The sequence below is a fragment of the Streptomyces ficellus genome, from assembly GCF_030406405.1.
Lineage (GTDB): Bacteria > Actinomycetota > Actinomycetes > Streptomycetales > Streptomycetaceae > Streptomyces > Streptomyces ficellus_B.
Map to the genome: position 1 here is coordinate 94572 of NZ_JAUEPL010000019.1, position 11813 is coordinate 106384.

11 protein-coding genes are annotated in these 11813 nt (G+C 73.1%); 5 read left to right on the forward strand and 6 right to left on the reverse strand.

From position 1 onward, the window contains the following. Positions 1–178 precede the first annotated feature (178 nt). Positions 179–2329, reverse strand: coding sequence for an excinuclease ABC subunit UvrB (gene uvrB, locus QWM81_RS15030; protein ID WP_290112444.1), 2151 nt, complete (start codon positions 2327–2329; stop codon positions 179–181). A 94-nt stretch (positions 2330–2423) separates the two neighbouring features. Next, a complete protein-coding gene (locus QWM81_RS15035) occupies positions 2424–3296 on the reverse strand; it encodes an MHYT domain-containing protein (protein ID WP_290112445.1) in 873 nt (290 codons plus the stop codon). A 226-nt stretch (positions 3297–3522) separates the two neighbouring features. On the opposite strand from QWM81_RS15035, the gene QWM81_RS15040 reads away from it, so the two are divergent. The 4 genes from QWM81_RS15040 to QWM81_RS15055 all read left to right on the forward strand — a co-directional run bounded on the left by QWM81_RS15040 (position 3523) and on the right by QWM81_RS15055 (position 7376). Beyond that, positions 3523–4065, forward strand: a complete 543-nt coding sequence (locus tag QWM81_RS15040) for a methylated-DNA--[protein]-cysteine S-methyltransferase (RefSeq protein WP_290112446.1) — start codon at positions 3523–3525, stop codon at positions 4063–4065. A 161-nt stretch (positions 4066–4226) separates the two neighbouring features. Then, entirely contained in the window at positions 4227–5477 is a 1251-nt protein-coding gene (locus QWM81_RS15045; RefSeq protein ID WP_290112472.1) for an MFS transporter, read from the forward strand. A gap of 103 nt (positions 5478–5580) precedes the next feature. Beyond that, entirely contained in the window at positions 5581–6489 is a 909-nt protein-coding gene (locus QWM81_RS15050) for a pseudouridine-5'-phosphate glycosidase (protein ID WP_290112447.1), read from the forward strand. Further along, positions 6486–7376: a carbohydrate kinase family protein gene (locus tag QWM81_RS15055; protein WP_290112448.1), complete on the forward strand. Its 891-nt coding sequence runs from the start codon at positions 6486–6488 to the stop codon at positions 7374–7376. The genes QWM81_RS15050 and QWM81_RS15055 overlap by 4 nt, the downstream gene beginning before the upstream one ends. A gap of 193 nt (positions 7377–7569) precedes the next feature. Here QWM81_RS15055 and QWM81_RS15060 read toward each other — a convergent pair whose 3' ends face one another. Continuing rightward, a complete protein-coding gene (locus QWM81_RS15060) occupies positions 7570–8202 on the reverse strand; it encodes a nucleoside/nucleotide kinase family protein (RefSeq protein ID WP_290112449.1) in 633 nt (210 codons plus the stop codon). Between the two features lie 152 nt (positions 8203–8354). Between QWM81_RS15060 and QWM81_RS15065 the strand changes: the two genes are divergently transcribed. Continuing rightward, positions 8355–9011, forward strand: a complete 657-nt coding sequence (locus tag QWM81_RS15065) for a DUF2293 domain-containing protein (RefSeq protein ID WP_290112451.1) — start codon at positions 8355–8357, stop codon at positions 9009–9011. Between the two features lie 13 nt (positions 9012–9024). Here the strand turns inward: QWM81_RS15065 and QWM81_RS15070 are convergent, their stop codons facing one another. The 3 genes from QWM81_RS15070 to QWM81_RS15080 all read right to left on the reverse strand — a co-directional run. Next, the gene (locus QWM81_RS15070; RefSeq protein ID WP_290112454.1) at positions 9025–9798 is read right to left on the reverse strand and encodes a chaplin; all 774 of its coding nucleotides are present in this window, start codon (positions 9796–9798) and stop codon (positions 9025–9027) included. A 215-nt stretch (positions 9799–10013) separates the two neighbouring features. Continuing rightward, positions 10014–10460 carry a hypothetical protein gene (locus QWM81_RS15075; protein ID WP_290112457.1) on the reverse strand — a complete coding sequence of 149 codons (447 nt, stop codon included), beginning with the start codon at positions 10458–10460 and terminating at the stop codon, positions 10014–10016. A 45-nt stretch (positions 10461–10505) separates the two neighbouring features. Then, the coding region (locus QWM81_RS15080) for an SWIM zinc finger family protein (protein WP_290112458.1) at positions 10506–11813 on the reverse strand (1308 nt) is incomplete at its 5' end.

Below are 11813 nucleotides of genomic sequence, written 5' to 3' on the forward strand. Positions count from 1 at the left end.
GGGCCGGGACGGCAGCAGGCCGGTCCCGCTTTTGTATCGGTGTTGCAACACACCAGGTGCCGCGCTGGACCCGGCCCGTGCCGCGCCGGTGCGGCGCGCGCGTCCAGCGCGGCCAGTGCGGACCCGGTCACGGCGCGCCCAGCACGGCCGGGTACTTGGCGCGTCGAGCACGGCGGGGTCAGGCGATACCGGCTTCCTTCATCTGCCGCAGTTCCTTCTTCAGCTCGCTCACCTCGTCGCGGAGCCTGGCCGCCACCTCGAACTGCAGCTCGGCGGCCGCCGCTCGCATGCGGTCGGTCATCTCCTCGATGATCCCGGCCAGTTCAGCCGCGGGACGGTCGCTGACGAGCGCGCCCTTGGTGCCCGCCTTGGCACCCTTCCCGCCGGCCTTGCCGCCCTGCGCCGCCTTGGCGCCGAGGGAGGGCACCGGAGTCTTCGCGCCCTTGCCGTCCTTCGACTGGCGATAGCCGGTACCGAGCAGTTGCTCGGTGTCGACCTCCTCGCGCGCGATGGTCGCGACGATGTCGTTGATCTTCTTCCGGAGCGGCTGCGGGTCGATGCCGCGGGCCTTGTTGTACGCGACCTGCTTGGCGCGGCGGCGGTTGGTCTCGTCGATGGCCTGCGCCATGGCGGGTGTGATGGTGTCCGCGTACATGTGGACCTGGCCGGACACATTGCGCGCCGCGCGGCCGATGGTCTGGATCAGAGACGTGCCGGAGCGCAGGAACCCCTGCTTGTCGGCGTCGAGGATGGCGACCAGGGAGACCTCGGGCAGGTCGAGGCCCTCGCGGAGCAGGTTGATGCCGACCAGTACGTCGTAGTCGCCGGCCCTCAGTTCTCGCAGCAGCTCCACCCGGCGCAGGGTGTCGACGTCGCTGTGCAGATAGCGCACCTGGATGCCCAGTTCGAGGAAGTAGTCGGTGAGGTCCTCGGCCATCTTCTTGGTGAGGGTGGTGACCAGTACGCGTTCGTCCCGCTCGGTGCGCAGCCGGATCTCGTGGACCAGGTCATCGATCTGTCCCTCGGTGGGCTTGACGACGACCTCCGGGTCGACCAGGCCCGTGGGGCGGATGATCTGCTCGACGAAGCCGTCGGAGCGGGAGAGTTCGTACTGCCCGGGCGTCGCCGACAGGTAGACGGTCTGGCCGATCCGCTCCTGGAACTCCTCCCACTTCAGCGGCCGGTTGTCCAGTGCGGACGGCAGCCGGAAGCCGTGGTCGACCAGAGTGCGCTTGCGAGACGCGTCGCCCTCGTACATCGCTCCGATCTGCGGCACCGTGACATGGGACTCGTCGATGACGAGCAGGAAGTCCTCGGGGAAGTAGTCGAGGAGGGTGTTGGGCGGGGATCCCGGCTCGCGGTCGTCGAAGTGCATCGAGTAGTTCTCGATGCCGGAGCAGGACCCGATCTGGCGCATCATCTCGATGTCGTACGTGGTGCGCATCCGCAGCCGCTGGGCCTCCAGCAGCTTGCCCTGCTTCTCCAGCTCCGCGAGACGCACCTCCAGCTCCCGCTCGATGCCGTTGATCGCCTTCTCCATGCGCTCCGGTCCCGCCACATAGTGGCTGGCCGGGAAGACATAGAGCTCATGATCGTCGCTGATCACCTCGCCGGTGAGCGGGTGGAGCGTGGACAGCGCCTCGATCTCGTCGCCGAACATCTCGATCCGGACGGCCAGCTCCTCGTAGACCGGGAAGATCTCGATGGTGTCACCGCGGACGCGGAAGGTGCCGCGGGCGAAGGCGAGGTCGTTGCGCGTGTACTGGATGTCGACGAAGCGGCGCAGCAGCTGATCGCGGTCGATCTCCTCGCCGACCTTCAGGGGCACCATCCGGTCCACGTACTCCTGTGGCGTGCCCAGGCCGTAGATGCAGGAGACGGAGGCGACCACGACGACGTCGCGGCGGGTCAGGAGCGAATTCGTGGCGGAGTGGCGCAGCCGCTCGACCTCCTCGTTGATCGAGGAGTCCTTCTCGATGTAGGTGTCCGACTGGGGGACGTACGCCTCGGGCTGGTAGTAGTCGTAGTACGAGACGAAGTACTCGACGGCGTTGTTCGGCAGGAGCTCGCGGAACTCGTTGGCCAGCTGGGCGGCCAGCGTCTTGTTCGGCGCCATGACGAGGGTGGGGCGCTGAAGCCTCTCGATCATCCAGGCGGTGGTCGCCGACTTGCCGGTGCCGGTCGCGCCGAGCAGGACGACGTCCTTCTCACCCGCGCGGACGCGCCGCTCCAGGTCGGCGATGGCCGACGGCTGGTCGCCGCTGGGCTGGTAGGGGCTGACGACCTCGAAAGGCGCCACCGAGCGTTCGATCTTGGAAACGGGCCGCATGAATCCACCGTACGACCCACCACTGACAGTCGGGCGTCGATCGAGGGACGCGGGCCTCGCCTCGGGCCTGTGGGAGGCAGGCGGACGGCGCGGGTCAGCGGCTCCCGGTGCGCCGGCGGCGGGTCTCCGTCCGGCCGGCGGGTTCGCCGTGGGCGTAGCCCTGGCGCCGCGCCGGCCCGCCGGGGCGGCGCGGCACCCGGTACGCGGGCTGCTGCCGGCCGGAGCCGCCCATCACCAGCAGCGGGTCCAGCATCACCACGACTCCGGCGAGCAGCAGGAACACCGCCGGGCCGATCAGCATGGGGGCGAGGAGTGAGGTCGCGGTGTCACCGCCGCCCGCCGGGAGACCGTCGCCGTGCAGGTGGACGCTGACGGCGGCCATACCTGTGTAGTGCATGCCGGTGACCGCGATCCCCATGACCAGGCTGGCACCGAGGCTGGGCAGGAATCCCTGGATGGAGACGGCCGCCCAGAGCGCCGCGGTCGCCGCCACCACGGCGATGAGGGCGGAGAGGGCGACGGTGACGGTGTCGTACTGGAGCCGCCCCTGGAGGCGCATTCCGGCCATGCCCAGGTAGTGCATGGTGGCGATGCCGAGGCCGGTGATGGTGCCACCGGTGACGAGCGCCATCGCGGTGGCGCCCCGGTATCCGACGATGAAGATCCCGATGCCGACCATCACGATGGCGACGGCCAGGCTGGTGAACGTGATGGGCCGGTCGTAGCCGACCGGGGCCTCCTCGACGCTGAAGCCCATCATCGCGATGAAGTGCATGGTCCATATGCCCGAGCCGATCGAGGTGGCGCCGAGCGCGAGCCAGCCGGGCCTGAAGGTGCGGTGGGTTCCGTGGTCACGCAGTGATCTGGTGGTGCAGCGCAGTCCCAGGGCGCCGCCCAGGCACGCCATGAGGAAGGCGGCCACCGGTGTGGCAAGGCCGTAACTGAAACCGTCGACTGTGCCCTGCATGCCCGTATGCCCTTCGCTCCTTGTGCCCGCCGTCGAGAAGCCTTCACGCCATTTGCCGTCGTGCCGGTGCTGCCGTCGCGCCGGTGCTGCCATGTGTACCGGCTGGTACGGGGCGACGCTATGGCGCCCGAGGCACCGAACAAAGATGTGGCGGCGGTATGTAGCGGCTGGGGCGCCGATGCCCGTTCCGGCCGCGTTGTCAGTGGCCGGCCGTACGGTGGTCGGCATGGGCAGCAAGGGGCGGTTCGTGGAGTGGGCCGTCGTCGGCAGTGACATCGGCCCGCTGCTGCTCGCCGCGACGGGCGAGGGGCTGGTCAGCGTGGTGTTCCACGCCGACGACGCGGTGCGCGGCCGGGCGCTCGGACGGCTGGCGGGGCAGTTGGGCGCGGAGCTCGTCGAGGATGCGTCCGGGCGGCTGGCCGAGCCGATACGCAGGCTGGAGGCGTATTTCGCGGGCGGGCTGCGGGAGTTCGGGCTTCGGCTGGACTGGTCGCTGACGACCGGGTTCAACCGCCAGGTGCTGCGGGAACTGGCGTCGGGCGTGCCGTACGGGTCGGTCGTCGGGTACGGGGAACTGGCCGGGCGAGTGGGGCAGGCGGGCGCGGCGCAGGCGGTCGGCGCGGCGATGGCCTCCAATCCGCTGCCCGTGGTGGTGCCGTGCCATCGGGTGGTGGAGAGCGACGGGCGGCTGGGCGGGTTCGGCGGAGGTCTGGAGACCAAGCGCCGACTGCTGGAACTGGAGGGGGTGTTGCCACCGCCACTGTTCTGAATCTGTAAGGGGTGGCACATGGGTGGCACACTGCCGCGGTGACTACGCACCCCGACATACCCGACGCGTCCGGGCCGGCGAACGCATCCGACTCGGCGCCCGCGTCGTCGTCCGCCACGCCGCCTCCGGTCACGCCGTCCGCCGTCCCCTCACCCGGTGCGGTGACGGCGGCCCGGCTGCCCGCTCTGCGGCGGCGCGTATCGGCCGTGCTCATCGCCAGCCAGATCCTGGGAGGGCTGGGGGTGGCGACCGCGATCGCGCTCGCCTCCGTACTGGCGCAGGAGGTGAGCGGGACGGAGGCGCTGTCCGGGCTGGCCCCGACCGCCATGGTCGCCGGGACGGCGCTGCTGTCCATGCCGCTGGCCGCGCTGATGACCGCACGCGGGCGGCGGCCCGGCCTGGTCCTGGGATACGGGGTCGGGGCGGTGGGCGCGGGTGTGGTCGTGCTCGCGGCCGTCATCGGGAGCTTTCCGCTGCTGCTGGCCGGCATGGCGGGTTTCGGTGCCGGATCGTCCGCCAATCTCCAGGCCCGGTTCGCGGCGGCGGATCTGGCGGAGCCGGAGCGGCGCGGGCGTGCCATCTCCACGGTGGTGTGGGCGACGACGATCGGCGCCGTGCTGGGGCCGAACATCGCCGCGCCCGCGGGGCGAAGCGTGGCGGGGCTCGGGATACCCATGGCGGCGGGACCGTTCCTCTGGGCGGCCGGGGTGTTCGTGGCCGCCGCGGTGCTGGTCGCGGTCCTGCTGCGGCCGGACCCGTTGCTGACCGCACGGGCGCTGGCGGCAGGGCCCGAGGAAGAGGCGGGGAAGGAGGGCCGCTCCTTGCGGGCGGGTGTGCGGGCGGTGCGGGACTCGCCCCGCGCGCGGCTGGCGCTCGTGACCGTGGCGGTCTCGCACACCGCGATGGTCTCGATCATGTCGATGACGCCCGTGGCGCTCAGTCACCACGGGGCGGGCATCCAGCTGATCGGGCTCGTCATCAGCGGTCACATCGCGGGCATGTACGCGTTCTCGCCCGTGATGGGGTGGCTGTCGGACCGGTTCGGCCGGCTGCCCGTGATCGGTCTGGCCGTCGCGCTGCTGGCCTGCGCCGCGTTCCTGGCCGGCACGGCGGGCGCCGGGCACGGGCGTACGGCGGCGGGGTTGTTCCTGCTGGGCCTCGGCTGGTCGGCGGGCCTCGTCTCCGGGTCGGCCCTGCTGACGGACTCCGTTCCACAGGCAGCCCGGGCCGCCGTGCAGGGCCTGTCGGACCTGACGATGAACACGGCGGCGGGCATCGGCGGTGCTGCGGCCGGCCTGATCGTCGCCCAGGCGGGCTACGGCTGGCTGAACGCCGTGGGGGCGCTCCTGCTGCTCCCGCTGGCCACCATGGCCCTGCGGCGTCGCGCGAAGCCGTTGACACCGAGCGCGTGACGTCGCCGGTCACCACGCGGGCATAATCTCCCGGCTGCCCGGCACCGCTTGCCGGCGAGGCCGTGAGGTTTGCGCGGGCCGCTGCCGCGCCAGGGATGGGGACATGCCTGAGACCACGGTGGTGTTGTCGGAAGAGGTACGGGAGGCGATGGCCGCCGGCCATGCCGTTGTCGCCCTGGAGTCGACGATCATCGCGCACGGCCTGCCCCGCCCGCGCAATCTGGCGGTGGCGGAGGAGCTGGAGGCGCTGGTTCGGTCCGGCGGGGCCGTTCCGGCCACGATCGCCGTCCTGGACGGCGTGGCGCACGTGGGGCTGGACAAGCGGCAGTTGGAGCGGGTCGCGACCGACCCTGGCGTACGCAAACTGGGCCACCGCGACCTGGCGCCCGCCCTGGCGATGGGCGCGAGCGGTGCGACGACGGTGTCCGCGACGGCGTTCCTGGCCGCGCGGGCGGGGATCCGCGTCTTCGCGACCGGCGGGCTCGGCGGCGTACACCGTGAATGGGCCCACACGCAGGACGAGTCGGCGGACCTGCGGCTGCTGGCACGGACCCGGATCACCGTGGTGTGCGCCGGGGTCAAGTCCATCCTGGACGTGCCGGCCACGCTCCAGCGGCTGGAGACGCTGGGAGTCGGCATCCTGGGGTACGGGACGGAGCACTTCCCCGGCTTCTATCTGGCGTCCTCCGGCGAGCCGGTCGACTGGACGGTGCGGGCGCCGGAGGAGGTGGCGGCGGTGATACGGGCGCAGGACGCTCTCGGCGGGCCGGAGGCGGCGCTGATCGTCGCCAACCCGGTGCCGGAGGACGCGCAGTTGGACCCCCAGCTGCACGACCGGGTACTGGCGCGCGGGCTGGACGAGTGCCGGGAGCGGGGAATCACCGGGCAGGCGGTGACACCGTTCCTGCTGGAGTACCTGATGCGGCACACCGGCGGGGCGTCCCTGGACGCCAACCTGACGGCGGTGCGCGGCAATGTGCGGCTGGCGGCGCGCATCGCGGCCGTGCTGTGAGCGGGCTTCTGGTCGTCGGGGACGTGGTCACCGACGTGGTGGCCCGGCACCGTACGCCGCTCGCCCCGGCGACCGACACGGCGGCGGAGATCCGGACGCTGCCGGGTGGGGCGGGAGCGAACGTGGCGTGCTGGGCGGCGCGTTCGGGCTGCCCGGACGTGCGGATTCTCGCCCGGGTGGGCACCGACCGGGCGGCCTGGCACGAGGAGCGGCTCCGGCGTGCGGGGGTGCGGCCGCTGCTGGTGCCGGACGCGAACGCGCCGACCGCGACGGTGGTCGCGCTGGTCGACGCGGCCGCCGAGCGGACGTTCCTCACGGACAGTGGCGCGGCGCTCCGGCTGGGGGTTGGCGACTGGTCGCCAAGCCTGCTGGACGGGGTGTACCACCTGCACCTGTCCGGGTATCTCTTCTTCGCCGGGACCAGCCGCGAGACGGCGCGGCTGGCCCTGGTGACAGCGCGGGAGCGGGGCGTGCCGGTGAGCGTGGACCCGGCATCGGCGGGGTTCGTCACCGAGCTGGGGGTGGGCCGCTTCCTGGCGGTGGTCGAGGGGGCGGACGTGCTGCTCCCGAACGCCGACGAGGCCACGCTGCTGACGGGCCTGGCGGACGCGGCGGACGCGGCCGCCAAGCTGAGCCGCCACTTCCCGCTGGTCGCGGTGACGCTGGGGGCCGCGGGCGCGCTGGTGGCGGCGTCGGGCGGGATCATCGCACGGGTGCCGGCGCCGGAGGTACGGGCGGTGGACACCACCGGCGCGGGCGACGCGTTCACGGGCGGATTCCTGGCAGCCCTCCTGTCCGGCGCGGATGCCGCGTCGGCGGCGGCAGCGGGCTGCCGGGCAGGCGCGCAAGCGGTCACCGCCCTGGGCGGACGCCCCCAGGAAGGGTGAGGCGGCGACGGGAAGGGTGCGGGGGCGACGGTAGCGGGGAGGGTGCGGGGGATGGGGGCGGGGAGCCGGTGCCGGACGGGGTGCGGTCCCGGACGGTGAACGGTGCCGGACGGGGTGCGGGGGTGATGGGGCGGGAGCGGTGCCGGACGGAGTGCGGTCCCGGACGGGGTGCGGACGGCGCCTGGCCGGGCCCCTACCGCAGGCCACTCCACGCCGGGTGGCGGGGATCGTCGGCGCGGACGACGACGTCGGCGGCGTCCGCGGGGGCGACCTCATCCTCGTACCGCTCGAAGGCCGGCAGCGTCCATGCCTCCTCGGTCCGCCGTGCCAGCGCGCCCCGCGACAGCCGCAGGTGCACCGTCAGGTCGAACGGGAACCAGTGCCCCAACAGCAACGGCCCGTGCAGTACCAGTACCCCGCCCGGCACCAGCGCGCGGTACGGGCTGCGCGTGGCGCGGTCCGTGACCGGGTCCCACAGGTCGGGCAGCACCCGCCCGCTGCCACCCGGCTCCAGCGGCCCGAAGACCTCCCGCCACAGGGCGGCGGTGTCGAACCAGCCGCTGTAGTACGTGTCGGGGTCCTCCTTGCCGTACTCGTACCGCAGCGACGCCGGCCGCAGGAACCCCTCCGTTCCCACGGTCATCACCGCCCGCCCGCGCAACCGCAGCGCCTCCGCCAGCATTCCGGCGGGCTCACCGGGCCTGGCGGCGGGCGGCCCGTCGACGCCGACCTTCAGCCACGGTCCCCCGTCGCCCGGGCTCAACCCGTCCACATGCACGGCGAGGGCGTCGGCCAGCCGTTCCCAGGTGATCGGTTCGAGTCTCACGCTCTCATGCTGCCTGAGTCGGCTGCCCGAGTCGCCTGCCGGTTCCACGTTGTTCGACGTTGCCATGGGCGGCAGGGGTGCGGGTTCGGTGACGTCACCGCGCGGGAAAACTCAAGGACACGCATATTTCGCCGAGTTCGCGGGAGCGCGGATTGTCGTCCTGCCCGCTCGTGGTGATCGAGCCGCTCAAGCGCCGCCACTGCGCCGAGTGCCGCGGCGGGCCCCTGGCCAGGCTGGTGCTGGAGTTCCACGCGCCGCTCTGCCTGGACTGCGCCGACCTGGGCCATCTGGTCTACCTGGCACGCGGCGACGCGGCCCTCACCCGCCGGGCCCGCGAGGCCAGTGGGCTCTGGGCGGTGGTCGTACGCCACAACCGGCGCCGTACGCGGTACGAGCGCCAGGGCATCCTCGTGGAGGAGGCGGCCCTCGCGCGGGCGGAGGCGGCGTGCCTGGCCGACGCCGAGGCTCGGGCCCGCCGCCGGGCCAGGGACGCGGCGCGGCGCGCGGCCGAGGACGTACGGTTCAGGGCCGCGCTGGCCGACGAGATCCTGCGGCTGTTTCCCGGCTGCCCGCCGGAGCGGGCGTCCGGGATAGCGGCGCACGCCGCGGAGCGCGGCAGCGGCCGCGTGGGCCGTACGGCAGCGGGACGTGCGCTGGACCAGGGCGCGGTGACCGCGGCGGTACGGGCATCGGTGCGGCACGTCGACACGGAGTACGACGCGCTCTTGATGCGGGGCGTCCCCCGCCGCCAGGCGCGTACCCGCGTGGCACCGGCCATCGAGGCGGTGCTGGAGGCCTGGCGGCGATGAGGAGCCAGAGGGGTCAGGCGCCGTCCGGCGTGGGGCGGAAGCGGCGGTACAGCAGTGCGCCGCCGAGCATGAGGCCCATGGCGGCGCCGCCCATGCCGAACAGCCCGACGTCGGAACCGGTCTCCGCCAGAGACGACGTCCGGCCCGTCTGCGTCACCGGAGCGGGGGCCTCTGCGGCCGGCGCCGGGGCGGGCGCGGCGGGGGCGGCCGGCTCGTCGTGCTCGGGCGGAGTGGCGGGCTCGTGGTCCTTCGGCGGCTTCTGCGGCGAGGCGGGCGGCTTGCTGCCGCCGTTGCTGGACGCGTTGCCGAAGGTGGGGTTGAGGAGCCCGACCAGGCTGACGGAGTTGCCACTGACGTTGGCCGGCAGGTCGAACGGCAGCTGGATGCCGTTGCCGGAGATCACACCCGGCGAGCCCTTCGCGACACCTCCGGCGGATGCCCCGCCTCCGCCGCCGCTGCCGTTCTTGCTCCCGTGCCCACCGTGCGACGTGCCCGGCCGGTCCTTGTGGTGACCGCCACCGTGGCCATGACCGCCCTTGTTCTCACCCCTGTTCGCGCACTTGTTGCCGTACGCGGGGTTGAGCAGCCCGACCACATTGACGGTGTTCCCGCAGGCGTTGACCGGTACGTCCACCGGCAGCTGCATGGTGTTGCCGGAGATCACCCCCGGCGAATCGGCCGCAGCGCCGACCGCGTCGGAGTCGGCGTGCGCATAACCCGCCGCCAGAGCGAGCGCGCCACCCGTGGCCATCAGTGTGACCAGACCATTTCGGCGAGTGTGCCTCATGGCTTCCTGCCTTCCGGAGACTTTCACGGGCACCCGCCCGCACCGGAATTAACGCCTTACACCTAAGCGGGGTTATGACGCATGCGCCATTCACTCCATCGAGTGGTGACTCATTCGAATCATCACACCCTTTTTACGTGTTGCGCGGCGCGGGCAATTCCTCTCCGAAGCGGTCGCCCTCGGCGGCGGGGAATCGGTCCTGGCACTCAGTCGCCTCAGCGGCCCCGGCTGTTCAGGTCGAGCCTGCCGATGGAGCCAGCCTGGATCACGGCGCCGTGCTGCACTCCCCCGCTGATGGTGTTGTGGACGTCGCCGGAAGAGACGGGCGCGGGGAGAGCGGGCATCAAGTCACCGAGAAGGGCGCGCAGTTCGGCAGCCGCTGCCGGGTCCGCCTGGAGGGTGCGGCGCATCCGGGCCCGCCATTCGGTGCGGGCCTCGGCCTGGGCGTCGGCCGTCGCCTGCTCGTCGCCCGACTCCTCGGCGGCGAGCAGTTCGGCCCGTACCGTCTCCAGCTCCGCGCCGACCGTCTCCGGGTCGGTGCCCGCTCGCCGGGCGAAGAAGGCGGTGACCCGGCCTCGCACCTGCTCCCATGTCTCGCCGACCAACTGCTGGACGAGCGCGGTCGCCCCCGCTGTCGCCAGTGCCACCAACTCGGCTTCCACCAGTCCCCCTCAGTCGTCTCTGGCGGTACGGCAGCAGCCTACCCATCAGCTCTCCAGGAGGTCGGTGAGCGCGCCCACCGGGTCCGTGTCGGGGGTGCCTCTCGGCCACCAGTCCTCGCGGCCGAGGTCCGATTCGTAGCCGTACCAGAGGCCGTCGCGGCCGTAGCGCAGCTGGAGGGAACCGCTGGAGAGGCGGTTGCGCCAGGGGCGGAAGTGCGGGAGGTCGGCGGCGATCAGGGCGGGGCGGGCCCGGTCGAAGGGGCCGGCGGGCGGGTCCCAGGGCTCTTCCAGGACGTCGAGTCCTGCCGGGCCGCCCTGGCGCCAGGCGGCGACCGCGCGGGCCAGGTCGGCGGGGGTGCGGTCGAGGGCAGCTGCGAGGTCGCGGTAGAGCGCGCGGGTGGAGGCGGTCAGGCCGGAGCCGGGGTGGGCGGCGGCGAGGCGGACGGCGTCCTGCCAGGGGGTGAGGGCGGCGACGGGGTCCTGGCCGGTGGTCAGGAAGGTGTGGGCGCGGACGGCCGCCTCGGTGGCGAGGAGTTCCAGTGCCAGCGGGTCGGGGGCGTCGGGGTCCTCCGGGTAGACGGGTGGGCGGCCGGGCCGGTCGGGGGCCGTCAGGGGCGGCGGCAGCGTCGTGGCGGGCGGGGCGGCGATGGCCGTGCGGGCGGGGACGGTGGCCATCGGCGGGGGCGCGGCGGTCGTTTCGGCTGCCTCGTGGGCGGCGTTGCGGTGGCTGAGCGCCGCGAGGATCTCCTGTTCACCGCGGCCGCGCATGAGGAACAGGACGAACGGGTCCTCGTCGAGGAGCCGCGCCGCCTGGTAGCAGAGGGCGGCCGCGTGCTTGCAGGGGTAGCCGTGGTCGGGGCAGGAGCAGTCCGGGATCAGGTCGTCGGGGGCGGGCAGCAGGTCGACGGCGGCGGCCAGGGCGTGCGGGACGTCCTTGTCGAGCAGGGCGGCGATGTGGTCGGGGCGGGCCGCGGCGGTGTCCAGGAACCGCTCCCAGTCCTCGTCGTGGAGCACCCGCAGCCGGATCTCGGTGCGGTACGGGCGGGGGCGGGTGCCGTGGACGTACGCCATGATCCTGCCCGGCGTCACGGTGATCGCGTCGACATGCCCGGTGGCCGCGTAGGCGCGACCGCGCGCCAGGCGGGCCGCGTCCAGGGCGCTGTCCTCCAGGGCCTCCACCCAGGCGTTGCCCCACCACGTGGCAGCGAATCGCCCGTCCGGTCCTTGAGCGGGGGCGAGCTGCGGGAACGTACGCCGGCGGTCGTCGTGGAGCGGGGCGCGCCGGGCGGCGCGAGCACGCGGCGCGGGTCCGGCTCGGGGCGCGCGTCCGCCTCGGGGCGCGGACCCGGCGCC

Excerpts from the sequence above, each read along its gene's own strand:
- QWM81_RS15035 (WP_290112445.1), bottom strand. The coding sequence starts at position 3,296 with ATGCAGGGCACAGTCGACGGTTTCAGTTACGGCCTTGCCACACCGGTG.
- QWM81_RS15050 (WP_290112447.1), top strand. The coding sequence starts at position 5,581 with ATGCCTGAGACCACGGTGGTGTTGTCGGAAGAGGTACGGGAGGCGATG.
- QWM81_RS15070 (WP_290112454.1), bottom strand. The coding sequence starts at position 9,798 with ATGAGGCACACTCGCCGAAATGGTCTGGTCACACTGATGGCCACGGGT.
- QWM81_RS15040 (WP_290112446.1), top strand. The coding sequence starts at position 3,523 with ATGGGCAGCAAGGGGCGGTTCGTGGAGTGGGCCGTCGTCGGCAGTGAC.
- uvrB (WP_290112444.1), bottom strand. The coding sequence starts at position 2,329 with ATGCGGCCCGTTTCCAAGATCGAACGCTCGGTGGCGCCTTTCGAGGTC.